Below are 23,370 nucleotides of genomic sequence, written 5' to 3' on the forward strand. Positions count from 1 at the left end.
TGGCGTCACGCCTGATCGGTGTCGAAGCGCGCGCGGGCCTCGCGCACGGCGGCCGCATTGTGGTCCGCCCAGCGCATCAGCTCGTTCAGCGGGCCGAACATCGACCGGCCGAGATCGGTCAGACTGTATTCGACGCTCGGTGGCTTGGTCGGGAAAACCTCGCGATGGACATAGCCGTCGCGCTGCAATTCGCGCAGCGTCTGGGTCAGCATGCGCTGGGAAATGTCGGGCACCAGCCGGCGCAATTCGCCGAAGCGATAGGGCCGCTCCGCAAGCAAGGCCACCAGCAGCGAGTTCCACTTGCCGCCGATATTGTTGAAGACATCGCGGATCGGGCAATTGCCGAGGCGGCCATTGGCCTCCGGGCTTGCCCGATAGATTTCGAGCCTCGTCTTCATGTCGGTGATCTTCGCATCCATCGGGTCGGTTCCCGGCAAGTAACCATCGGCCCGGAAACTGCCTTCTTTACGCCTCCCGGTCAATTCCTATTTTAGCGCTGGTCTCTTTTCGAGACTATCACTCATTCCGCCACATCAAGGCGCAAGGAAAACCGAACATGAGCGACAAACTTCTCGTCACCGGCGCGTCCGGCCAGCTTGGCCGCCTCGTCCTCCACCATCTCCTTGAAACGCAAAAGGTCCGGCCGCAGCGCATCGTCGCCGCCTCGCGCGACACGTCGAAGCTCGCCGAATTCACCGCGAAGGGCGTCGAGGTCCGCAAGGCCGATTTCGACGACGAAACTTCCCTGCCCGCCGCTTTCGAGGGCATCGACCGGGTGCTCATCATCTCCACGGATGCCGTGGGCGAACCGGGCAAGCGCCTGCGCCAGCACCTCGCGGCCGTCGAGGCGGCGAAGAAGGCGGGCGTGGCCCACATTCTCTACACCTCCATGCCGAAGCCCGACGCGGGTTCTCCCGTCACCTTCGCCGGCGACCACCGCGAGACCGAGGAATCCGTCAAGGCGACCGGCATTCCCTACACGATCATCCGCAATTCCTGGTATCAGGAGAACCTGCTCGGCTCGCTGCCGCAGGTCGTCTCGTCCGGCAAATGGTATAGCTCGGCCGGCGACGGACGCGTCTCGCACGTCGCGCGCGACGACACGGCGGCCGCGATCGCCGCCGCCCTTGCCTCCTCGACGAACGAAAGCGCCATCTACACGCTGACCGGCCCGACTTCCTTTACGACCGCCGAAATCGCGGCGCAGGTGAGCGAGGCCACCGGCAAGCCGATAGAGGTGGTCAAGGTCTCCGACGAGGCGCTCGCCGAAGGCATCAAGGCGGCCACCGGACTTCCGGCACCGGTGGTGAATCTCATCGTCTCCTTCGACACCAACACCCGGCTCGGACGCGTCGATTTCGTCACAGACGACGTGAGGAAGCTCACGGGCCGCGAGCCGGCGTCGCTTCGCGCCTTCCTCAATGCCAACAAGGCGAGCCTCGGCGCATAACTCCCGCAACGACGGGCCGGCCGCGACGGGCGGCCGGTTCAGACGGTGACCTGGGTGCCGATCTCCACCACCCGCCCCGTCGGCAGGCGGAAATACACGCTGGCGTCGGAAGCGTTGCGCGCCAGCGCGATGAAGAGCTTGTCCTGCCAGACCGGCATGCCCGACTGCTCGGACGCCTTCAGCGAGCGGCGCGACAGGAAGAAGGACGTCGTCATGATGTCGAACTTCCATCCGAGCTTGCGGCAGATCGCCAGAGCCTTCGGAACGTTGGGCTGCTCCATATAGCCGAAATTGAGCCTGACCCGCATGAAGAGCGGGTTGAGCATCTCCATTTCGACCCGCTCGTCCTCGGGAATGCGCGGCTGCTCGGTCGTCACCACCGACAGGATCACGTTGTTCTTGTGCAGCACGTGGTAATGCTTGAGGCTGTGCATCAGCGCCGTCGGCGCGCTTTCCGGATCGCTGGTGAGGAAGACGGCCGTCCCTTCCACGAGTGTCGGCACCTTCCTGGCGAGATTGTCGGTCAGCACCGTGAGCGGCACCTCGGTCTTGCGTGTCTTGTCGAAGAGCAGCCGCGAGCCTCGCCTCCAGGTCAGCATGACGAGGACCAGCAAGGCGGCCACCGCGACGGAAATCCAGCCGCCATCGAGGATCTTCAGCGCGTTCGCCCACAGGAAGGTGACGTCGAGCACGAGGAAGGGCAGCACCACGACCGCCGCCAGAAGCGCCGACCGCTTCCATATCTTCCAGATCACGAAGAACAGAAGCAGCGCCGTGACGATCATCTCGCCCGTCACCGAGATGCCGTAGGCCGACGCGAGCGCGCTGGAGGAGCCGAATTCCAGCACCAGTATCACGACGCCGATCAGCAGCAGCAGGTTCACCTGCGGCATGTAGATCTGGCCGGACAGGGTTTCCGACGTGTGCAGCACGTCGAGCCGCGGCAGGAACTGCATCTGGATCGCCTGCCGGGTCAGCGAATAGGCGCCGCTGATCACCGCCTGGCTCGCGATCACCGTCGCGATCGTCGCCAGCACCACCAGCGGCAGCGTCATCCAGGCCGGCACCATCTGGAAGAGCGGCTGCCCCACGGGACCGGCATGCGAAAGCACGTAGGCGCCCTGGCCGAAATAGTTGAGCAGGAGCGACGGGAAGACCAGGCTGAACCAGGCGAGCACGATCGGCCGGCGCCCGAAATGGCCGAGATCGGCATAGAGCGCCTCCGCGCCCGTCACCGCCAGGAAGGCCGCGCCCATGACGACGAGCGCCACGCCGCCGTTGTTGACCAGGAAGCCGACCGCCACGGCCGGGTTGAGTGCCCACAGCACCGCGGGGTTAGCCGCAACATGGTAGAGGCCGATGCCGGCGAGCACCAGGAACCACAGTGCCGTTATCGGCCCGAAGACGCTCGCCACCCTCGCCGTGCCTAAGCGCTGCACCGAGAAGAGGCTCACCAGGATCACCAGCGTGATCGGGATGACGTAGTCCGACAGTCCCGGCGCCACGACCTCCAGCCCCTCCACCGCGGAAAGCACCGAGATCGCCGGCGTGATGATCGCGTCGCCGTAGAACAGCGCCGCGCCGAAAAGGCCGAGCAGGATGATCGCCGGCGTGTAGCTGCTGCCGGCATTTCGCCGGGCGAGCGCCATCAGCGAAAGCGTGCCGCCCTCGCCGCGATTGTCGGCGCGCAGCACGAACAATGCATATTTTATCGAAACGATGAGCGTCAGCGACCAGACGATGATCGAAAGGACGCCGAGCACCTCGTCCTCGGCCGGCGACCGGTCGCCGGCGACGGCCCGGATCGCCTCGCGCAGCGCATAGATCGGGCTGGTTCCGATGTCGCCATAGACGACGCCGACCGCACCGAGCGCCAGCGCCGCGGTACCGTGTCTGGTTTCCGAAGCGCCCGCAGCGCCATCTGACGGCGGTGATCTGCCGTCGGAACCTGTGCGGCTATCCATAGCCTCCTGCCCTCCTTTGAAGGACGGGCGGGGCTTCTACGCCTGCCGGACACCAAAAGCAATGGTGCGTTGCGAAAAACCACGCCGGCCTTGCCGGTTGCCGCGAAAGCCTGCGTCTGCGTCCAGCATGCAGACCGGAACGCGGGCAAGAGTCAAGCGTCCGGAAAATCGAGCCGTTGTGGGAGGTGGGCTCCCACTGTAGTTTGCGATGCCCGCAACAGTGATCGAACCCATGCCTCGCATAGTGATCCTTGGAAACACGTCAGGAGGGAAATCGACCCTGGCTCGCCATCTCTCGAAGAAGCGGAACCTGCCGCATATCGAGATCGACCGTCTTTATTGGCAGCCCGATTGGTCGACCACGCCCACGGACCTCTATGAGCGCCGGCACGCAGAGATAGTCGATCGGGACGACTGGATCATCGACGGCGGCGGCAATCTCGCGACGGTTCGCGCACGCGCGGACAGGGCGACGGAAATAATCCTCATAGATATGCCGCTCTGGGTTCATTTCTGGCTGGCGGCGGAACGACAGATCTTGTGGGCAAACGGAACACTCGAGCACCCGCCTGCCGGCGTCGTCGATGTACCGCCCACGCGCAGGCTCTTCGAGATCATGTGGGAAGTGGATCGTGATTGGATGCCCGCCCTGCGATCGCTGTGCGATGAACATGAAGCACATGGCAAAACTGTCGTCCGATTGGGTTCGCTCGAGGCGATCGACGTGTTTGCCGGCTCGAATTGAGGGGCCGATCGTCATCCGGTTCGGCCCCTTCATTTCTTCGAAGCAGACGTTCGCCAAAGGACCGAGACGATCCTTTGGCGACGAGGCCGCCTCCGGAGCCAAGCGCGACAGGCCTTGGCTCCGGCATGCGGGCTCATGCCTTATTGATTGATCTCCGGCTCCACGAGCCTAGCCAGGTTCCGCAGGGATTCCTGCCAACCGAGATAGCAAGCCTCGGCCGGAATGAGGTCGGGAATGCCTTCCTGCGTGATATCCAGCTCGGTGCCAACTGAGACCTTCTTCAGAATCACGGTCACCTGTATCTCGCCGGGCAGGTTGGGATCGTCGAATTTGTCCGTATAACGCAGGCGTTCGCCCGGAACGAGTTCGACATATTCACCGCCGAACGAGTGGCTGGCGGTCGTCGTGAAGTTGCGGAAGGACATTCTGAAGGTACCGCCGACTTCGGGTTCCAGATGATGAACCGTGCAGGTAAAGCCGTTTGGCGGCAGCCATTTCGCGAGCGCATCCGCTTCGAGGAATGCGCGATAGACTTTCTCCGGGCTGGTTGCCAGAACGCGGTGCAGGCGTACGGTGCTGGGCATATCGTTTCTCCTTGTGATTGCCGATCAATGCTCCAACGACGAACGCGGCCTGGCCAATTCGACACGAGTAATCAGATTTTTTTGGAACCGCCGTCGCAACCCTTCCTCGACAGCCCAACCGGCTCGGCGAACTCGTCGTCACCAACCAGACGCGGCCAGGAACCGGCGCACCGTCTCGGCCATGCCGTGCTCCAGCGCGTCGGCCGTCAGCGCGTGGCCGATCGAGACTTCCGCGAGATCGGGAATGCGCGCCGCGAGCGCCGGCAGATTGGCAACCGTCAAATCGTGCCCGGCATTGACCGCAAGCCCCTTGGCTCGCGCAGCCTCGGCCGTTTTACCGAGCAATTCCAGCTCCTTAACCGCTTTTGCCGAATCACCGTATGAGCCGCCATAAGGCCCGGTATAGAGCTCGACCCGGTCGGCGCCGATCGCCTGTGCCGCGGCCATCGCCGAAGCGTCGGCATCGACGAACAGCGACACCCTGAAACCACCCTTCTTCAACCTCGCCACGATCGGGCGCAGGAAATCGGCCTCGTGCTCGAAGTCCCAGCCATGGTCCGACGTCGCCTGCGTGGGATCGTCCGGCACCAGCGTCACCTGCTCCGGCTGGTGCTCCTCCACAAGGCGCAGGAAATCCTCGCTCGGAAACCCCTCGATGTTGAACTCGGCCCGCGGAAACTCGTCGTCGATGAGCGCACGGATCCCCGGCAGGTCGGTGAAGCGTATGTGTCGCTGGTCGGGCCGTGGATGGACGGTGAGCCCCTGCGCGCCCGCCTGCAACGCGACGCGGCCGAGCCCGATGACGCTCGGCCACGGCAGGTCGCGGCGGTTGCGCAGCATGGCGATCGCATTGAGGTTCACGGAGAGCTTGGCGGGCATGACGGTCTTTCGGGCGCTTCGTTTCACGTCTGCTATAGCGTCTTTGCATGGAACAGACAGGGGGTTTTGTGTGTTCCAAGCCCGATACATGCTTTTCGGGCTCACGAGAGGATCTTCATGCACCCATTGGACCCCATCCCAGCCATACGCCGCATCGACACCGACCGCCCGGACCTCTTCGCCGTCGAGATCGCCGGCCACGTGTCGGCGTCGGATGTGGAAAATCTCTATGGCCTTCTCGAAGGTGCATATGCCTTGCACGACCGGCTCGACCTGCTTGTTCGCGTCGTCAACTATGACGGGGTCGACTGGACCGGCGTTTCGTCGAGGACCACGGAGGAAGGCCGCAACCATGCCATCGAGCACGTCCGCCGTTGCGCCGCGGTCGGCGGCCCGGACTGGACCTCGTCGGTCGGCGGCTTCTTCTCGCCCTCCGTGCCGGTCGAGCTGCGCTATTTCGATCTCGAGGACGAAGCCGCCGCGTGGCGCTGGATCGGCGCTCGCGAGATCGCGTAAGCTTTTTCGGGCTGGCGAAAAGAAGGAACGTCAATGAGCATCGTCACGCTTCCCTGCGAGATCGGTTCGCATCGCGCTGTTTCCTTCGACGTCGTCGGAGTGTACGGTGACTGCGTTTTCGTCGTTGATTTGCATGCCGGTTGGAACGGCTACGCATCAGTGGTCGATGCCGCGCCCGAGGTCTTTCAGCATTGCACCGCCATCCATGGAAGCAGGCGGATAGTCTGCGACGATCCGGACAAGCGCTGGCAGGAGATAGTTTCCAAGGCGGACACTTTCGATATCTTGCCCTACCGGGACGCGATTCCGTTTATGGTCGAGGTCAAATGCATTACGGCACGGCAGCAAAGGAACCTGCCGGTCGGAGGTCCATAGCTTCCCGCTTCTGACGCCACGGCAAAAAAGCGTCGCGACCGGCAGGCATGTCACATTCTTTCCATCTGAATGGCGCACCGAACAGCCACCATGCCTACGCTTCGCATTCTTGATTCCATCACCGACCGCGGCGATCCCTTCCGGGCGAACGAGGATTCCTCGGGCGGCAATCGACATTGCGCTTTCGTCATCGACGGTGCGACCGGCCTTGGCGAAAACCTCTTGCAGATAGGGGATTCGGACGCCGCCTGGCTGGCCGGCTTCGCGAAAAACTGCTTCGAGGAGCTTTCGACGCCGGAACGTCCGGTTGCCGATATCGTCCGCACCCTCAACGAGCGCGTGCGCGCGGTGATCACCGAGACGCTCGACGGGTGGCAGCCCGAGGCCTGGAACCTGCCGGTCGCGAGCTTCCAGATGATCCGCTGCGGCAGCGACGGCGTTTCCACCCACGGGCTCGGCGACTGCCGGCTGTTCCTGCTCGGCGCCGGCGGCACGGCCCTGGATGCGACGGCCCTGACGGGCGCCCGGGAGCGTGAGCAGGAGGGCGCAAGGCGCGCGATCGCCCACGCCGGCGGGCTGGCGAAGCTGAAATCGCTGACGAAGGATCCCGCCATCCGAGACGAGCTTCGCCGCAGCCGCGCCCTCTACAACCACCCGCTAGGCGACGTCTGGACGTTGGGGCCGGAGCCCGACGCCGCCGGTCACATCGCCTCCGAACGGCTCCATCCCGCGTTGCCGGCGCGCGGCCTGCTCTGCAGCGACGGCTTCGCAGCCCTTGTCGACCAATACGCGCGCTACGACGCAGCCTCCCTCGTCAGGAAGGCGGCAAGCGACGGGCTGGTGGCGCTTCTTGCCGAGCTCCGCATGATCGAGCACCGCGAGGACCCGGACGGCCTCGCCTATCCGCGCTTCAAGGTAAGCGACGACGCCACCGCGGTGCTTTTCGAGATCGTGTGAGGACCGGCGCCGCCGCTATTTGCGGGAACGCTACCGCACCACGGTCAGTTTCTGCGCCGCGCGGGTGATCGCCGTGTAGAGCCAGCGCTGGCGCGTGTCCTTGAACGCATAGCTCTCGTCGAACAGCACGACATTGTCCCATTGCGAGCCCTGCGCCTTGTGGACCGTGAGCGCATAGCCGTAGTCGAAATCGTCGAAGCGCTTCTTCGTCTGCCATGGAATGTCGGCTTCCGGGTCCTCGAACGCTGCCTTCAGCAGCTTGATCTTGGCGATGCCGCGATCCGGATCGTCCTCTTCCGGCGAAACCAGCAGGTTGATGCCGGGCTTCACCGTCTCGCGCGACGAGGTCATCACCTTCCAGAGCGAACCGTTGAGCAGCCCCTTGGCGGGATCGTTGCGCAGGCAGACCAGCTTGTCGCCGGCCTGCGGATAGGCTGCGTCGAACCCCTTGAGCTCGCGCAGCCTTTGATTGTAGCGCCGGCGCGTGCGGTTGGTGCCGACGAGAACCTGGTCGGCGGCGAGCACGAGCTCCTGGTCGACGTCGCCGCGGCCGATGACCTGCGCGGTTCCGAAGTCGCCATGCATGAACTCGCGCCCCTCGCGCACGTCGAGCGCGAGCCGGATGATCGGATTGTCGCGCGCCTGGCGATGGATTTCCGTCAGCAGATAGTCGGGCTCGTGTTCGGTGAAGAACCCGCCGCCCGAGATCGGCGGAAGCTGGGCTGGATCGCCGAGCACGAGGATCGGCGTGCCGAACGACATCAGGTCGCGGCCGAGCTGCTCGTCGACCATCGAGCATTCGTCGATCACCACCAGCTTCGCGCGGGCGATCGGGCTCTGCCGGTTGAGCGAGAAAGTCGGCGACATCGACGTCTTGCCGGTGCTCTCGTCCTCGACCGCCTCCTCGCCCCGAGGGCGGTAGATCAGCGAATGGATGGTACGTGCATTGGTCGCGCCCTTCGAGCGCAGCACCTGCGCGGCCTTGCCGGTGAAGGCCGCGAACTGCACCTGGCCGTCGACATGCTCGGCGAAATATCTCGCCAGCGTGGTCTTGCCGGTGCCGGCATAGCCGAACAGCCGGAAGATCTGCGGCCCGCCGCCCTTGAGCCAGAGTTCGACGGCCTTGAGCGCCTCATCCTGTTGCGGAGAAAATTGCATCGCCTGTGAGTGACGGATTCGCGTCGCCGGGGCAAGGCAAAATTCCCGCTTTGTTCACCTGTGTCCGTCAGGCGGAGCCGGCGAGCAATGCCGCGAAGCGGTGGAGATCGACATTGCCGCCGCTGATGATGACGCCGACGCGCTTGCCCCTGACCTGCTCCGCCGACCGGCGCAGGCCCGCGAGGCCGAGGCACCCGGTCGGCTCCACGACGATCTTCATGCGCTCGGCGAAGAAGCGCATCGCCGCCACCAGCTCGGCATCGGAGACGGCAAGAATGTCGCGCGCCTCGCGCCGGATGATTTCGAAGGTCAACGCGCCGAGCGCCGTCGTCTGGGCGCCGTCCGCAATGGTCTTCGGGGTCGCGATGCGCACGATGCTTCCCGCGCGGAACGACTGCTGTCCGTCATTGCCGGCTTCCGGCTCGACGCCGTAAATCTCGGCCTCGGGCGAAAGCCCCCTTGCGGCGAGCGCGCTGCCTGCGAGCAGCCCGCCGCCGCCGAGACAGACGAACAGCGCGTCGAGCTCGCCCGCTTCCTCGATCAGCTCCTTCACCGCCGTCCCTTGCCCGGCGATGATGTCCGGATGATCGAAGGGCGGAATCAGCGTCGCGCCCGTTTCCTCCTGCACCCGGCGGCTCACCTCGTCGCGGTCCTGGCTGTAGCGGTCGTAGATGACCACCCGCCCACCATAGCCTTTCGTGGCTTCGAGCTTCGCGGCCGGCGCATCCTCCGGCATGATGATTGTCGCCGCGATCCCCAGCAGTTTCGCCGAAAGCGCGATCGCCTGTGCGTGGTTGCCGGAAGAGAATGCCAGCACGCCCGCCTTCTTCTGTGCATCGGTGAAGCGCGAAAGCGCGTTGTAGGCGCCGCGGAACTTGAACGCGCCCATGCGCTGGAAGTTCTCGGCCTTGAGAAAGACCCGCGCGCCCAATTCCTTGTCGAGCGTGGCCGACGTCAGGACGGGGGTCTTGTACGCATGCCCCTCGATGCGGCGGGCGGCGGCGGCGACGTCTTCATAAGTCGGCAGATCTTGCACGGGCGTGCCTTTCATTGGATGCGATGGGATTGAGACGGCGAACGGTCATCCGCCGCGCAGCGGATCGTTCTCGAGCAGGATCGGCTTGCCGTGCGGGGTGGCGTGGGCGGCGCGCTGCCATGCTTGCGAAAGCGCCTCCACGTCCCGCGGTGCCGCGACGCCCTTTCCGGCGATCAGCTTTTCCAGCGCCCGCAGCCAGCAGGCGTAATAGTCGCTGCCGTCGTCGGCGGCGCCTGGCGCCTTGACCTCCGTGGAAAGCGTCTCGGCCCATTCCGCCCAGGAGAACAGGCCGCGCTCGTGCAGCGCGACCGTCAGGGCGAAGGCTTCCGCCTGCCACGGCTCGGCGAAGGGCGGCTCGTCGCCGCTGATGATCGCGGCGCGTTCAGGCCGGCTCAAGATAGCTCTCCCATGCGTCGATCGAGACGGTCAGGCTCGGGTCGGCGTCCGCACCCCAGATCTCGCGGCCGTCGAAGACGACCGTATAGACCCGCTGCGGATCCTCGCCCTTGCCATGCGCGTTGGTGTCGGGAAACACGAAGCCCTCGTGAACGGTCTCCACCACGCCCACCCTGCCCCGTGTATAGCGCGGCAGCCGCGTGTGGCCGGCCGGGTTCATGTTCCTCGTACGCACCCTATCGCCGGCCGCAAAGCGCGGCGCCGCCTGGATCTCGCGCTCGCACGGGCCGCCGCGGGCAAGCATGGCCGGCACGTCCGCGGCCTTCAGCACCCGTCGCGGCGTCGTGCCGTCGGACCCGGCCTCACCGGAAGCCAATTCGCCGCCGGTGACGAAGCCGTGCCTTACCAGAAGCTTCTCCAGCGCCTTGATCCAGATCTCGTAGTAGCTGGAGGAATAGTAGTCCGCCGGATGCAGCGTTTCCCGCGCATGTCGGCTCTCGTCGATGTTCCAGTGGCCCATGGCGCCGGCGCAGAGCGTGACGCCGAGGGCACGCTTCTCCCATTCGGCGTGGAAATAGGGCTCGTCCTTTTCCGGCGCGACCGGGCCGAAGCCCATCTGGCCGCCGAGATCCTGCGCTCCGTTCATGCCGTTTCGGGCTCCCTTGCAAGCGCGGTTCCGATCATGGAATCGCGCGTGACGAGGTCGGCCAGCCGCTCCTCGCTCCAGCCCGTCGTGCCGGCGGGGCGCATCGGCACCACGAGATAGCGCAGCTCGGCGGTGGAATCCCATACGCGGATATTGGTTCCGTCGGGCAGTGCGAGACCGAATTCCGCAAGCACGCCGCGCGGGTCGATCACCGCCTTCGAGCGATAGGGCGGCGATTTGTACCAGACCGGCGGCAGGCCCAGCACCGACCACGGATAGCAGGAGCACAGGGTGCAGACGACGAGATTGTGCGTGTCCGGCGCATTGAACACCGCCCGCATGTGCTCGCCCTGCCGCCCGGTGAAGCCGAGCGAGGCGATAGCGGCGGTCGCATCGCGCTTCAGCCAGTCCGCATAGGCCTGGTCGTCCCACGCTTTCGCGACCACCTTCGCGCCGTTGCGGGGACCGATCCTGTTTTCATAGATGTCGACGATCGCGTCGATCGCCGCCGGGTCGATCAGCCCCTTGCGGGTCAGGATCGTCTCCAGTGCCTTCACCCTCGCCGCAGTCGGGTCGAGATGATTGTCGTGGTGGTGGCCATCATGGTCATGATCGTCATGCATTGCGGCTCGTTCCCGTTTTTCTACCCGCCGGCTTCGGGATTAGGCGTATAGCCTGGGCCGACAGTCAACGGCTTGTCCGGAACCACGGTGTCGCTGATCTGGCTCTTGAAGTCGAGCCCGTGGGTCCACAGAAGCTGCCGTTCCTCGCGATCGAAGACGCGGATCGCGACGTGATAGGGCTTGCCCGCCTCGACGCCGCGCACCGGCGGGGAGCGCAGGGAGTAGCGCTCCGTGTCCGTGCCGACGCGCTGGCGCACGATAAGGTCGGCGCCGCCGCCCGGATCCTCGAACCGCGCCTCGATGATCGAGCCGGTCGGCAGCGGCCGCTCGACCACGGCGGTGAAGCCGTAATAGACCTCGGCGATGCGGTAATTGAACATGAAGCCGCCGCCGAGGATATTCAGATAGGGCTTGGTTTCGGGATCGACGCGCGACATCCAGCCGATCGCGAACAGGACGGCGAGCAGCGCGGCCGCCGCGATCACGATGCCCTTGACTGAGAAGCGCTCGATCATGCGTGAAAGCTAGCACTTTCACGATCGACCGTCGATTGGGCCAGAGCCGATATGTCCTGCCGGGAGCGGCTATTTCAGCATCGGCCAGAGCGTCAGCGCCAGCAGCGCGCCCATGGCGATGTTGAACCATTTGAGCCGCACCGGATCGGCGAGGAAGCCGCGCAGGGCGACGCCGAAGCCCGCCCATGTCGAGACGCTCGGCACGTTGACCAGCGCGAAGGCGATCGCCACCAGCGAAACGGAGACGAAGGGCGCGCTCGGATTGGTGTAGATCGACATCGCCGTGACCGCCATGACCCACGCCTTCGGATTGACCCATTGGAACGCCGCGGCCTCCAGAAAGCTCATCGGCCGCGCATCGGCATCCTTGCCGTCGCCGATCGAACGCGACATGGCGATCCGCCAGGCGAGATAGAGCAGGTAGGCGCCGCCGGCCACTTTGAGCGCGACGTGGAGCGCCGGATAGGCGGTGAGCGCCGCGCCCAGCCCGAAGCCGACGCCGAGAAGCAGGGAGAAGAAGCCGACGCCGATGCCCAGCATGTGCGGCACGGTCCGCCAGAAGCCGAAATTCACGCCGGACGCCATCAGCATGAAATTGTTCGGCCCCGGCGTGATCGAGGTGACGAAGGCAAAAACGACGAGCGCAAGGAAGACGTCGGCGGACATCGGAGGATTCCGTGGAAGGAAGGATCGGTTGCGGATTACATTCCCTGCGGGCCGCGGTTCATGGCGGCGACGCCGGTGCGGCAGATCTCGATGAGGCCGAGCGGCTTCATGATCGAGATGAACTGGTCGATCTTCGAGCTCTTGCCGGTGATCTCGAAGATGAAATGCTCGGTGGTCGCGTCCGATACCTTGGCGTGAAAAGCCTCCGCCAGCCGCAGCGCCTCGACGCGCGCATCGCCGCTACCCGAAACCTTGACCAGCGCGACCTCGCGCTCCAGCGGCCGCTCGTGGCCGCGCTCCTGCGCCACGACCGTCAGATCCACCACCCGGTGCACCGGAACGATGCGCTCGAGCTGGTGCTTGATCTGCTCCAGCACATGCGGCGTTCCGCGCGTCACGATGGTGATGCGCGACAGATGCTTCTCATGCTCGGTTTCGGAGACGGTGAGGCTGTCGATGTTGTAGCCGCGTCCCGAAAACAGGCCGATGACGCGGGCGAGGACGCCGGGCTCGTTGTCCACGAGGACGGAAAGCGTGTGGGATTCCGGCTTCTGCGTCTCCTTGGAGATGAAATAGGCCGATCCGGTGGGTTGAAGTTGGGCGTTCATGATTTTGTTTTTCCGTCGAATTTTGGCTTGGCTGCTTGTTTCCGGCTATTTTGCGGAACTACACCAGCTCCCTGCCCTTGGCGTCGATGGCGTTGGCGACGGCCTCGTCGGTCGCCTCGTCCGGCAGCAGCATCTCGTTGTGCGCCTTGCCCGAGGGAATCATCGGGAAGCAGTTGGCGAGGTTCGCCACGCGGCAGTCGAACAGCACCGGCTTCTTCACGTCGATCATCTCGCGGATCGCGTCGTCGAGCTCGCCCGGCTTGTGGCAGCGTATGCCGTGGCCGCCATAGGCTTCCGCCAGCTTGACGAAGTCGGGCATCGCTTCCGTATAGGAGTGCGACAGGCGATTGCCGTGCAGCAATTGCTGCCATTGGCGCACCATGCCCATGTACTGGTTGTTCAGGATGAAGATCTTGATCGGCGCCTCGTACTGCACCGCCGCCGACATCTCCTGCATCGTCATCTGCACCGAGGCGTCGCCGGCAATGTCGATGACGAGCGCGTCGCGATGCGCGATCTGCACGCCCAGCGCCGCCGGCAGGCCGTAGCCCATCGTGCCGAGCCCGCCCGAGGTCATCCAGCGGTTCGGCTTCTCGAAGCCATAATGCTGGGCGGCCCACATCTGGTGCTGGCCGACCTCGGTGGTGATGTAGGTGTCGCGGTCCTTGGTCAGCTCGTAGAGCCGCTGGATCGCGTATTGCGGCATGATCACGTCGTCATTGGCCTTGAAGGCGAGCGAATCCCGCGCCCGCCAGCGCTCGATCTGCTCCCACCAGGACCGCAGCGCGCCCTTCTCGACCTTGGCCGTCGCGCGCCACAGGCGGACCATGTCCTCCAGCACCAATCCGACGTCGCCGAGGATCGGAATATCGGCGCGCACGTTCTTGTTGAGCGAGGAAGGGTCGATATCGATATGGATCTTCTTCGAGTTCGGCGAGAAGGCATCCAGGCGGCCGGTGATGCGGTCGTCGAAGCGCGCGCCGATGCACAGCATGACGTCGCAATCATGCATCGCCATATTGGCCTCGTAGGTGCCGTGCATGCCGAGCATGCCCAGCCAGTTCTTGCCGGAAGCCGGGTAGGCGCCGAGGCCCATCAGGGTGGAGGTGATCGGAAAGCCGGTCAAATCGACCAGCTCGCGCAGCAAATGGCTGGCCTCGGGACCGGAATTGACCACGCCGCCGCCCGAATAGATGACCGGCTGCCGCGCGTTCGCCATCAGCGCGACCGCTGCCTTGATCGCCTCCATGTCGCCCTGCGTCTTCGGGTGGTAGGAGGTGCGCGGCGCGGTCTGCGGCGGCGTGTAGATGCCCTTGGCGAACTGGACATCCTTGGGAATGTCGACGACGACCGGGCCGGGTCGGCCGGTCGTGGCGACATGAAACGCCTCGTGCAGGATGCCGGCGAGCTCGTTGACGTCTTTCACCAGCCAGTTGTGCTTGGTGCAGGGGCGCGTGATGCCGACCGTGTCGCATTCCTGGAAGGCGTCGGAGCCGATGAGCGAGGTCGGCACCTGGCCGCTGATGCAGACGAGCGGAATGGAATCCATCAGCGCGTCCTGCAGCGGCGTCACCGCATTGGTCGCGCCGGGGCCGGAGGTGACCAGCATGACGCCGGCCTTGCCGGTCGAGCGGGCATAGCCTTCGGCGGCGTGGCCCGCCCCCTGCTCATGGCGGACGAGGATGTGCTCGACCTCCTCCTGCTGGAAAATCTCGTCATAGATCGGAAGTACCGCACCACCGGGATAGCCGAAAATGTGCTTGACGCCGTTGTCCTTCAACGCCTGCACCACCATCTCCGCACCGGTCATTTCACGTCTGCCGGTTTCGTTTCTTCCGTCGCTCATCGGTCTCATCCCGTCTTGACTTCGCTGCTCGCGATTTCGACTGTCGTTTATCTGCGTTTCGGCCAATAAAAAAGGCCCCCGAGGGAGCCTGTTTTCGCGCATGGGGTGCTCTCGCCCGGCGGTTACACCGCCTTGCCCACGCGCGTTCCTACTACGAGAATGATCGTCGTCATCATGGGCGCGGACAATAGAAGCGAAAACGGCCGGGTGTCAATCAGGAAAAGCCGCCGTCGCGCCCGGCCGGTCGACGGCGACCCACGGCCGAGATCGCGGGCTGGCGTGCATTCGGGCTGCTAGGACGTTTTTCGACGCCGCCGTCGCCGCCTCGACTTGATCTCGGCGATGCGTTCCGTGTCCTCCGCCTGCAGGAAGCGCCCGCGCTCCAGTATCTCCAGCGTGTATTCCTCATAGGTGAGGCCGAGCCTTTCGGCGCGTTCGAGCCGCATGAGCGCGATCTGCGGCGGGATCGACTTCCATGCTTCGTCGTAAGCGGACTTCCAGGCGAGGTAGAGATACGCATCGCCCTTGCCCCAGGGCGGGCCCTCGTAGTCGTCGAGCGGCGGTCCGCCATTGTCTCCCATGCGCCGCCGGCGGGCCATCCTCAACTCCTGAGCAGGGCGACGAGATAGGTCGCGGCATCGGGACCCGGCGCGAAGAACCTGCAGTCGCTCGGCGCCCCGAGCCGCAGGCAATCCCCTGCCGCCAGGCGATGCTCGACCTTTTCCTCGTTGAAATGGAGGCTTCCGGAGATCACCCAGATGAGCTGCCGGATGAACGTGTAGGAGGCGGCCGGAAAACGAACCTCCTTTCCCGCCGGCAACTCGACATGGATCAGCTCGATCGGCGCGCCGCCGGCGGGCGAGACGTGGCGGCGCACATAGCCGGTCGCCGGATCGCGCCAGCGCGGCTGGTCGGCTGCCCGCAGCACCTGGCCGCCCGCCCCTTCAGCACGCGCGATCAGCGAGGAAAGCGTCATGGCGAAGGCGGCGGCGATCCGCACCAGCAGTTCCGCCGTCGGGCTCGCCTCCTCGCGCTCGACCTTGCTGAGCATCGCCTTCGACACACCGGACTGTTCCGCCATCTCGCCGAGCGACCAGCCTCGCGCCTGCCGCTCTTGCCTGATACGCTCGCCCAGGCGCAGTTCGTCTGCTATAATAGACATATGTCAACTATAGCGAACGAAAATGGTCGCGCAACCGTAAATTTGCGCCCGGCCGCTTAACCGGCGTTCAACCATCCGCCCACACGCGACCTTAACTTGAGCCTGCTAGTTTCTCCCGCTGGTACGGGGGAAGGTATCATCATGTTCTTGGATCGAGCGGAACCGAGAGGCGAGAAGGTCGGCCAGGAGCGCCGCGACAGGGCGCAGCCCGATTCACGGGTGCTCGGCCGCGTCGTCCAGTGCGACGGCGCCCGCGCGACCATCTCCGCCTTCGCCGACGAGACGACCGGCCAGACCGGCCTCTGGACCGTCGGCCGGATGGTATCGATCAACCTCGGCAATATCCGCACCGTCGGCCTCGTCTACCGCATCGACACTCCGAACCATGCCTGGACCGACGGCGCGCAGAACCCGATCTCGGTCCATGTCGAACTGATCGGCGAGGTGCGCGACGCCGAAGGCAAACCGGTCTTCGACCGCGGCATCACCGTCTATCCGCATATCGGCGCCATTTCGCACCGCATCCGCGCGCGCGATCTGGAGGCGGTCTACGACCTGGCCGGCCGGCGCGCGCTCAAGATCGGCCAGCTTTCCCAGGACGAAAGCATCGACGCCCGCATCGCGATCGACGACACGCTCAACCGCCACTTCGCCGTCGTCGGCACCACCGGCGTCGGTAAGTCGACCGCCGTCTCGCTGCTGCTGCGCAAGGCGATCGCGGCGCGCCCCGACCTGCGCGTGCTGATCCTCGACCCGCACAACGAATTTTCGAGCGCGTTTCCCGACACGTCCATCCGCATCGACACGTCCTCGCTCGATCTGCCCTTCTGGCTGTTCAGGCTGGAGGAGTTCGTGGAAGTGCTGTTTCGCGGCCGCGAGCCGGCCGCCGACGAGATCGACCTTCTGCGCGACCTGATCCCGGCCGCGAAGCACCTCTACCGCAATCCGGCCTCCAACGGCCTCATGCGCCGCTCGACCGACGCGATGGGGATCACGGCCGATACGCCGATCCCCTATCGCATGGCCGACGTGATCCGGCTGATCGACGAACGCATGGGCATGCTCGAGACGAAGAACGAGCGCCCGGCCTATCGATCGCTGCGCGCGCGCGTCGACGCAGCGATCAGCGACCCGCGCTATCGCTTCATGTTCGCGTCGCGGCTGATCGAGGATTCCATTCACGAAACCATCGGCCGCATCTTCCGCGTCCCGCATGACGGCCGGCCGATCACCTGCTTCGAGATGGCCGGATTGCCTGCCGAGGTGGTCAATTCCGTGTGCTCGGTGCTGGCGCGGCTTGCCTTCGACCTGGCGCTCGGCAGCCAGGGCAGGCTGAAGCTGCTCGTACTTTGCGAGGAGGCGCATCGCTACATGCCGGCCGACTCGCGGCTGGGTTTCGCGCCCACCCGCCACGCGCTGTCGCGCATCGCCAAGGAAGGCCGCAAATACGGCTGCTATCTCGGCGTGGTGACGCAGCGGCCCGGCGAGCTCGACCCGACCGTGCTGTCGCAGTGCTCGACGGTCTTCGCCATGCGGCTCGCCAACGAGCACGATCAGGAGATCATCCGCTCGGCGATCGCCGACTCGTCCGCCTCCACCCTCTCCTTCCTGTCCTCCATGGGCCAGCGCGAGGCGATCGCCTTCGGCGAAGGCGTGGCGACCACGATGCGAATGAAGTTCGAGCAGCTGGAGCCGGCGCTGCTGCCGGGCTCGTCGACCGGCGAGACCGACCAGGACTGTTTGACGGGGGACGATATCGACCTCTTCGGCATCGTCGAGCGGCTGCGCAACGTTCACAGGCCGGCACAGCACCAGCAGGCGAGCTTCGGAACACCGACCGACCCGCGCCGCCAAGCCGGCGAAAGACCGCAGGCGGAGATTCGGGACGCCGACCCCCGGCAAAGCGGGGAACTCTCCCGCACGCGCGTCGCGGACGAAAGCTTTCGCCGCCTCTACGAATAGAGCGGCCTCGGTGCCCCGGAAATCGAGATTTCGTCGGCCGCGATCGATCCCCGCGAGCCCGGCCTATGCGCAGATGCGGTTGCGCCCGAGACGCTTGGCCTCATAGAGCTGGCGATCGGCGCGGCGATAGAGTTCCTCCGCCGTTTCCCTGCGGTCCCAAACGGCAAGGCCGACACTGGTCGTGACCTTGATGCGGACATTGCCGGCCGTCACCGTCAGCGCCGAAACCGCCTTGCGGATGCGTTCGGCGAGCTTGGTCAGGGCTTCGTCGTCCATGTTCGGCGTGACGATGGCGAATTCCTCGCCGCCGAGCCGCGCGACGACGTCGTGATACCGCGTCATGTCCTTCAGGCAGTTGGCGACGGCTTTCAGCACCTGGTCGCCGACGTCATGGCCATGCGTGTCGTTGACGAGCTTGAAGTGGTCGAGGTCGAGGACCATCAGCCCCACCGGCTTGTCGATCTTGCGGAATTCCTCGATGTACTCGCGCAGTGCATCGTCGAAGAACCTGCGGTTCTGCATCCCGGTGAGACCATCGGTCAGCGCGGCATATTCCAGCGTCTGGGAGCGCGCACTGAGCGATTCCGTCATCGCGCGCAGCTTGCCCTCCTCGCGAACCTGGGTCCGGATCAGCGGGTAGATGAAGAACATGCCGAAGAAGAGAGCGGTCGCCAGAAGGACACCGGCGCCGAACAGGAGCCGTGCCATGTAGCCGATCAGGCCGGCGCGCTGCACAGCGCCCGTCGCTTCCGCGACACCGTGGAGCATCTGATAGGCGTGGAGAAGCAACACACCCGCCGCGAGCACGACGGCTATGAAGACAAAGAAAGCCGACTCGGCCTTGTGAAATCGCATAATCTCCCCACCGCGAAGCTGCCCTTGTTATCGCACGGCTCCTCCTTACGCGAGGTTAATCGAGACAACCGCCGGTCGAGGCGAGAAGGGAATATCCAGCTCCTGGTAGGCGAGCCGCAGCGTTCGCCTCAGGCAAGATCGGCCGGGTCGACGCGGCGCCATTCCGGTCCGAACTGGTTGCGGAACCATGTCGCCTGGCGCTTGGCATATTGGCGGGTGGCGATCTTCGCCCGCTCGATTGCCTCGTCGAGCGAAAGCGATCCTTCCTCGGCCTCCATGAGCTCACGAACGCCGATCGCCTTCATCGCCGGCAGCGCCGGGTCCAGTTTCAACGCCGCCAGCGCGCGAACCTCGTCGAGGGCACCGTCCTCCACCATGCGATCGAAACGCTTTTCGATGCGGGCGACCAAAAGGGCGCGGTCGGGCGCGATCACGACGCGGTCCGCGCTTTCGGCGTCGACCAACGGCGTGCCCGCCTCCGCCTGCCAGTCGAGGATCGAGCGGCCGGAAGCTTCCAGAACCTCCAGCGCCCGCAATATGCGCTGCCCGTCGCCGGGGCGCAGCTTCGCCGCGGCGGCTGGATCGTCGCGCTCCAGTGCACGGTGCAGTTCCTCCACCCCGTCCAGCGCGAGGCGCCGTCGCCAGCGCTCGCGGATTTCCGGCGCGACCTCGGGCATGACGGAAAGTCCTTCCGTCAGCGCGCGGAAATAGAGCCCGGTGCCGCCGACGAAAATGGGCCGCCGCCCCTCGAAGGCGCCGGCCTCGCGAAGATCTTCGACGTCACGCAGCCATTGGCCGGTTGAATAGCTGTCGCCCGGATGGATGTGCCCGTAGAGCAGGTGCGGCACGCGACGCGTCTCGTCGGCGTCGGGACGGGCGGTGAGCACGCGCAGGATCGAATAGACCTGCATGGAATCCGCATTCACGATGACACCGCCGACCCGTTCCGCAAGCCGCAGCGCATGGGCCGACTTGCCGCTGGCCGTCGGCCCGGCTATCAGGATCGCATTCTTCAAGGGCCTGTCTTCGGCCGCTTCCACGGATATCTCCATGCCTCTCGTCGCCACCTTGATCGCAAATCCCGCCAACGACGTTCTCTCCGACGAACTGGCACATAGGGCGTCGCAGCATGTCGGGGCAAGCCGGATCGACTGGCTTGGCGAAAATACCGCGCTCGACCTTTATCTGCCCACCGGCGCCGGGAAAGACGCCGCGGAGGCCATGCTTCGCGAATTGCTTGCCGGCGAGCCAATCGACGTCGCCGTGCAGGAGGCCGAAGGCCGCCGCAAGAAAATCCTGCTGGCCGACATGGATTCCACCATGATCGACCAGGAATGCATAGACGAGCTCGCCGACGAGATCGGCGTCAAGGAACATGTTGCGGCCATCACCGCCCGCTCGATGAACGGTGAGATCGCCTTCGAGCCGGCCTTGCGGGAGCGTGTCGCCCTGTTGAAGGGGCTGGAGACCACGGTCATCGAGCGGATTATCGAGAACCGCCTGACGCTCGCTTCCGGCGGGCGCGAGCTGGTGGCGACGATGAACGCCGCCGGCGCCTGGACGGCGCTCGTCTCGGGCGGCTTTCTCAGCTTCACCGGCCCGATCGCCGCCAGGCTAGGCTTCCGCGAGAACCGTGCCAACACGCTTGTCGAGGAGAACGGGCTGCTCGTCGGCGAAGTGACGGAGCCGATCCTCGGCCGGGCCGCCAAGGCCGAGGCGCTGATCGAGATATCCGCCCGGCTGGGCCTGTCGCCCGAGGACGCGATCGCCGTCGGCGACGGGGCGAACGACCTCGACATGCTGGCGCTCGCGGGTATCGGCGTCGCGCTTCACGCGAAGCCGTCCGTCGCGGAACAGGCCGACATCCGCATCGATCATGGCGATTTGACCGCGCTGCTCTATCTGCAAGGCTACCGCCGGGAGGAATTCGTCAGATGATGCGCATCGAGACGCCGCGACTGATCATCCGCAACTGGGAGGAGCGCGACCGCGACCTCTTCCACCGGATCAATTCCGACGACAGGGTCATGGAATTCTTTCCCTTCCGCAGGACGCGGGAGGAGGCTGACGCCTTCATGGAGACCATCCGCGCGGCGAACGAGGAGCGCGGCTACGGCTTTGCCGCTCTCGAGCTGCGCGAGACCGGCGAATGCATGGGTTTTGCCGGCCTCCATTCCGACAGCGTCGCCCCTGCCCGCCTGCCCGGCGCGATGGAGATCGGCTGGCGTCTCGCGCCGGAATATTGGGGCAAGGGCTATGTGACGGAAGCGGCAGAAGCCCTGCTCGACTTCGGCTTCGTCACGCTCGATCTCGACGAGATCATTTCCTTCGCGGTGTGGGACAACGACCGCTCGACCTCGGTGATGCGCCGCATCGGCATGGCTGCCGAGCCGGAAAGCGATTTCGACCACCCCCGCGTTCCCGACACGCACCCGCACCTGAAGCGCCACGCCTTCTACAGGATCACGCGCGACGAATGGCGGATGAGAAAAAAGGCGGTCTGAGAACCGCCTTTTTCATGCCCTTTCCCTAAGCCGGCCCCGGCTCGTCAATCCATCCGGATGGTGACGAAACGCAACTCGCCGGTCTTCGACGAGAGCATCAGCAGCGCGTTGCGCCGGCCCTGCTCCTTGAGCGCGGCAATGCGGTTGGCGACGTCTTCCGGCGAGGAGACGGACTCCTGCGCAATCTCCGTGATGACGTCGCCGGCGGCCACGCCCTTTTCCGCGGCGGCGGAATTCTGGCCCACCTCGGTGATGAGCACGCCGGAAACCTCGGCCGGAATCTCGAACTCCGCGCGCGACTCGTCGTTGAGCTCCGCGATCTTCATGCCGAGCACATCCGCGCTCGCAAGCGGCGCTTCCTCGTCGGAAGGCGTCGCCGCGGCGTCCTCGGTCAGGCGCTCGCCATCCTCGAGGCGGCCGAGCGTGACCTTGACGGTCTGCTGCTCTCCCTTGCGCACGATGACCACGTCCACGGCTTTTCCGACCGGGCTTTCGGCCACCACGCGCGGCAGGTCGCGCATTGCCTTCACCTCCTTGCCGTCGAACGAGATGATCACGTCGCCGGGCTGGACGGTGCCGTTGTCGACGGGACCGCCCTTGATGATGCCGGCGACCAGCGCGCCCTTGGCGCTGTCCATGCCGAGGCTTTCGGCGATGTCGTCCGTCACCGGCTGGATGCGTACGCCGAGCCAGCCGCGGCGGGTCTCGCCGAACTCGCGCAACTGGTCGATCACGTTGATCGCCAGCTCCGAGGGGATGGCAAAGCCGATGCCGATCGATCCGCCCGATGGCGAGATGATCGCGGTGTTGATGCCGATCACCCTGCCGTGCATGTCGAACAGCGGACCGCCGGAATTGCCGCGGTTGATGGCGGCGTCCGTCTGGATGAAATCGTCATAGGGACCGGAATTGATGTCGCGTCCGCGCGCCGAAACGATGCCGATCGACACCGAGCCGCCGAGCCCGAAGGGGTTGCCGATCGCCATCACCCAGTCGCCGATCCGCATCGCCCGTGAATCGCCGAAGGAAACGTCGGTAAGCTCGCGCTTCGTGGGGTCGATCTTGAGGACCGCAAGGTCGGTCTTGGGATCGGTGCCGACCAGTTCCGCCTTCAGCTTGCCGCCGTCGGCGAAGTTGACCTCGATCTCGTCGGCATCGGCGATCACGTGGTTGTTGGTGACGACGATGCCTTCCTTGGCGTCGAGGATGAAACCGGAGCCGAGCGACTGCACGCGGCGCGGACCTTCGTTGGTCCCGCCTTCCGGATTGTTGAAGAATTCGTCGAAGAAATCCTGGAAGGGCGAGCCTTCCGGCAGTCTAGGCGCGGGAACCGGGCCGCGCCCGCTTCCCCCGCTGCCGATGTTCTGCGCGGTGGAAATGTTGACGACCGCGCCCAGAAGCCCTTCGGCCAGGTCGGCCACCGAGGAAGGCCCGTGCGGCTGCATGGACGCCGGGGGCTGTGCCTGCGGCTGGGTCTGCGCATTGGCCGCAGGCGGCGCGAACGACATGGCCACCCCCGCTGCCAGCGCGGCGGCGGCAAGGAAAGCCCTTCGTGGTTCGGTGCCAGGGTTCGTGGAAGTCATGACATCTCCGATTTGGATGCGGGGAGCCGTCACCGGCCCGCGCTTGGCGTTGCGGCATGATGGCACAGAATGCGGCGTGTTTGCGACAGAGCGCGAGTTGAACACTCACAATTGTGATGAGCACCCGGCGGCGCGGCCGGCAAACGAGTTCAGCCGCGGACGAGCCAGACTAGTCCCACGCCGATTGCCGCGCAACACAAACCGGCCGTGCGAAGTGTCTGCTCCGGCATCGAAAGCACCTCTTCGGCGAGCCGCCGCGCCAAGCGCGGAAACCCGCCGTAGAAGATGCCCTCGATGACGAGGACGAGCCCGAGCGCGGCGAAAAAATCGCCCACCGCGT

Annotated in this window: 27 protein-coding genes; 8 read left to right on the forward strand and 19 right to left on the reverse strand. The window is 65.3% G+C overall.

The features are described from left to right. Positions 1–5 precede the first annotated feature (5 nt). Positions 6–419, reverse strand: coding sequence for a helix-turn-helix domain-containing protein (locus XW59_RS06970; protein ID WP_047144213.1), 414 nt, complete (start codon positions 417–419; stop codon positions 6–8). 137 nt (positions 420–556) lie between these two features. Here XW59_RS06970 and XW59_RS06975 point away from each other — a divergent pair, with 137 nt between their 5' ends. Next, on the forward strand, positions 557–1,450 hold the full coding sequence (locus XW59_RS06975; protein WP_047144212.1) for an SDR family oxidoreductase: 894 nt from the start codon (positions 557–559) through the stop codon (positions 1,448–1,450). Positions 1,451–1,488: 38 nt separating this feature from the next. On the opposite strand, the gene XW59_RS06980 is transcribed toward XW59_RS06975, so the two are convergent. Then, positions 1,489–3,414, reverse strand: coding sequence for a potassium transporter Kup (locus XW59_RS06980; protein WP_047144211.1), 1,926 nt, complete (start codon positions 3,412–3,414; stop codon positions 1,489–1,491). A gap of 232 nt (positions 3,415–3,646) precedes the next feature. Here XW59_RS06980 and XW59_RS06985 point away from each other — a divergent pair, with 232 nt between their 5' ends. After that, complete coding sequence (locus tag XW59_RS06985) at positions 3,647–4,159, forward strand: adenylate kinase (protein ID WP_047144520.1); 513 nt, start codon at positions 3,647–3,649, stop codon at positions 4,157–4,159. Positions 4,160–4,299: 140 nt separating this feature from the next. On the opposite strand, the gene XW59_RS06990 is transcribed toward XW59_RS06985, so the two are convergent. Together XW59_RS06990 and XW59_RS06995 are read right to left on the reverse strand one after the other, a co-directional pair. Further along, positions 4,300–4,743: an SRPBCC family protein gene (locus tag XW59_RS06990; RefSeq protein ID WP_047144210.1), complete on the reverse strand. Its 444-nt coding sequence runs from the start codon at positions 4,741–4,743 to the stop codon at positions 4,300–4,302. A 138-nt stretch (positions 4,744–4,881) separates the two neighbouring features. Beyond that, positions 4,882–5,622, reverse strand: coding sequence for a pyridoxine 5'-phosphate synthase (locus tag XW59_RS06995; RefSeq protein ID WP_047144209.1), 741 nt, complete (start codon positions 5,620–5,622; stop codon positions 4,882–4,884). Positions 5,623–5,739: 117 nt separating this feature from the next. Here XW59_RS06995 and XW59_RS07000 point away from each other — a divergent pair, with 117 nt between their 5' ends. From XW59_RS07000 to XW59_RS07010, 3 genes are all read left to right on the forward strand, one after another. Next, a complete protein-coding gene (locus XW59_RS07000) occupies positions 5,740–6,138 on the forward strand; it encodes an STAS/SEC14 domain-containing protein (protein ID WP_047144208.1) in 399 nt (132 codons plus the stop codon). A gap of 33 nt (positions 6,139–6,171) precedes the next feature. Beyond that, positions 6,172–6,513: a hypothetical protein gene (locus tag XW59_RS07005; RefSeq protein ID WP_047144207.1), complete on the forward strand. Its 342-nt coding sequence runs from the start codon at positions 6,172–6,174 to the stop codon at positions 6,511–6,513. Between the two features lie 90 nt (positions 6,514–6,603). After that, on the forward strand, positions 6,604–7,470 hold the full coding sequence (locus XW59_RS07010) for a hypothetical protein (protein ID WP_047144206.1): 867 nt from the start codon (positions 6,604–6,606) through the stop codon (positions 7,468–7,470). A 30-nt stretch (positions 7,471–7,500) separates the two neighbouring features. On the opposite strand, the gene XW59_RS07015 is transcribed toward XW59_RS07010, so the two are convergent. The 11 genes from XW59_RS07015 to XW59_RS07070 form a co-directional block, all read right to left on the reverse strand. Beyond that, the gene (locus tag XW59_RS07015) at positions 7,501–8,628 is read right to left on the reverse strand and encodes an ATP-dependent RecD-like DNA helicase (RefSeq protein WP_047144205.1); all 1,128 of its coding nucleotides are present in this window, start codon (positions 8,626–8,628) and stop codon (positions 7,501–7,503) included. Between the two features lie 67 nt (positions 8,629–8,695). Next, positions 8,696–9,664, reverse strand: a complete 969-nt coding sequence (locus XW59_RS07020; RefSeq protein ID WP_136068010.1) for a threo-3-hydroxy-L-aspartate ammonia-lyase — start codon at positions 9,662–9,664, stop codon at positions 8,696–8,698. 45 nt (positions 9,665–9,709) lie between these two features. Next, positions 9,710–10,060, reverse strand: a complete 351-nt coding sequence (locus XW59_RS07025; RefSeq protein WP_047144203.1) for a nitrile hydratase accessory protein — start codon at positions 10,058–10,060, stop codon at positions 9,710–9,712. Next, the gene (gene nthB / locus XW59_RS07030) at positions 10,047–10,706 is read right to left on the reverse strand and encodes a nitrile hydratase subunit beta (protein WP_047144202.1); all 660 of its coding nucleotides are present in this window, start codon (positions 10,704–10,706) and stop codon (positions 10,047–10,049) included. Before nthB ends, XW59_RS07025 begins: the two co-directional genes overlap by 14 nt. Further along, positions 10,703–11,329, reverse strand: a complete 627-nt coding sequence (gene nthA / locus XW59_RS07035; protein ID WP_047144201.1) for a nitrile hydratase subunit alpha — start codon at positions 11,327–11,329, stop codon at positions 10,703–10,705. The genes nthB and nthA overlap by 4 nt, the downstream gene beginning before the upstream one ends. 20 nt (positions 11,330–11,349) lie before the next feature. After that, complete coding sequence (locus tag XW59_RS07040; RefSeq protein WP_052958016.1) at positions 11,350–11,844, reverse strand: hypothetical protein; 495 nt, start codon at positions 11,842–11,844, stop codon at positions 11,350–11,352. Between the two features lie 69 nt (positions 11,845–11,913). Next, complete coding sequence (locus XW59_RS07045) at positions 11,914–12,510, reverse strand: LysE family translocator (protein ID WP_047144200.1); 597 nt, start codon at positions 12,508–12,510, stop codon at positions 11,914–11,916. 35 nt (positions 12,511–12,545) lie between these two features. After that, positions 12,546–13,118: an acetolactate synthase small subunit gene (ilvN, locus tag XW59_RS07050; protein WP_047144199.1), complete on the reverse strand. Its 573-nt coding sequence runs from the start codon at positions 13,116–13,118 to the stop codon at positions 12,546–12,548. Between the two features lie 58 nt (positions 13,119–13,176). Continuing rightward, positions 13,177–14,964: an acetolactate synthase 3 large subunit gene (locus XW59_RS07055; protein ID WP_082137450.1), complete on the reverse strand. Its 1,788-nt coding sequence runs from the start codon at positions 14,962–14,964 to the stop codon at positions 13,177–13,179. Positions 14,965–15,257: 293 nt separating this feature from the next. Then, positions 15,258–15,563, reverse strand: a complete 306-nt coding sequence (locus tag XW59_RS07065) for a hypothetical protein (RefSeq protein ID WP_047144198.1) — start codon at positions 15,561–15,563, stop codon at positions 15,258–15,260. A 2-nt stretch (positions 15,564–15,565) separates the two neighbouring features. Beyond that, positions 15,566–16,126, reverse strand: a complete 561-nt coding sequence (locus XW59_RS07070) for an XRE family transcriptional regulator (RefSeq protein ID WP_047144197.1) — start codon at positions 16,124–16,126, stop codon at positions 15,566–15,568. A 141-nt stretch (positions 16,127–16,267) separates the two neighbouring features. Here XW59_RS07070 and XW59_RS07075 point away from each other — a divergent pair, with 141 nt between their 5' ends. Further along, on the forward strand, positions 16,268–18,088 hold the full coding sequence (locus tag XW59_RS07075) for an ATP-binding protein (RefSeq protein WP_047144196.1): 1,821 nt from the start codon (positions 16,268–16,270) through the stop codon (positions 18,086–18,088). Positions 18,089–18,151: 63 nt separating this feature from the next. On the opposite strand, the gene XW59_RS07080 is transcribed toward XW59_RS07075, so the two are convergent. Continuing rightward, on the reverse strand, positions 18,152–18,943 hold the full coding sequence (locus tag XW59_RS07080) for a GGDEF domain-containing protein (RefSeq protein WP_047144195.1): 792 nt from the start codon (positions 18,941–18,943) through the stop codon (positions 18,152–18,154). 128 nt (positions 18,944–19,071) lie between these two features. After that, complete coding sequence (gene miaA, locus XW59_RS07085; RefSeq protein ID WP_047144194.1) at positions 19,072–19,995, reverse strand: tRNA (adenosine(37)-N6)-dimethylallyltransferase MiaA; 924 nt, start codon at positions 19,993–19,995, stop codon at positions 19,072–19,074. On the opposite strand from miaA, the gene serB reads away from it, so the two are divergent. Both serB and XW59_RS07095 read left to right on the forward strand, forming a co-directional pair. Further along, positions 19,994–20,881, forward strand: a complete 888-nt coding sequence (serB, locus tag XW59_RS07090; RefSeq protein WP_082137449.1) for a phosphoserine phosphatase SerB — start codon at positions 19,994–19,996, stop codon at positions 20,879–20,881. The two genes, miaA and serB, sit on opposite strands and share 2 nt — an antisense overlap. After that, on the forward strand, positions 20,878–21,447 hold the full coding sequence (locus XW59_RS07095) for a GNAT family N-acetyltransferase (protein WP_047144193.1): 570 nt from the start codon (positions 20,878–20,880) through the stop codon (positions 21,445–21,447). The genes serB and XW59_RS07095 overlap by 4 nt, the downstream gene beginning before the upstream one ends. Before the next feature lie 44 nt (positions 21,448–21,491). On the opposite strand, the gene XW59_RS07100 is transcribed toward XW59_RS07095, so the two are convergent. Together XW59_RS07100 and XW59_RS07105 are read right to left on the reverse strand one after the other, a co-directional pair. Beyond that, complete coding sequence (locus tag XW59_RS07100) at positions 21,492–23,030, reverse strand: DegQ family serine endoprotease (protein ID WP_047144192.1); 1,539 nt, start codon at positions 23,028–23,030, stop codon at positions 21,492–21,494. A 149-nt stretch (positions 23,031–23,179) separates the two neighbouring features. After that, complete coding sequence (locus tag XW59_RS07105; RefSeq protein WP_047144191.1) at positions 23,180–23,365, reverse strand: DUF2065 domain-containing protein; 186 nt, start codon at positions 23,363–23,365, stop codon at positions 23,180–23,182. Between the last annotated feature and the right edge of the window lie 5 nt (positions 23,366–23,370).

It is taken from the genome of Aquamicrobium sp. LC103, from assembly GCF_001014615.2.
Lineage (GTDB): Bacteria > Pseudomonadota > Alphaproteobacteria > Rhizobiales > Rhizobiaceae > LBCQ02.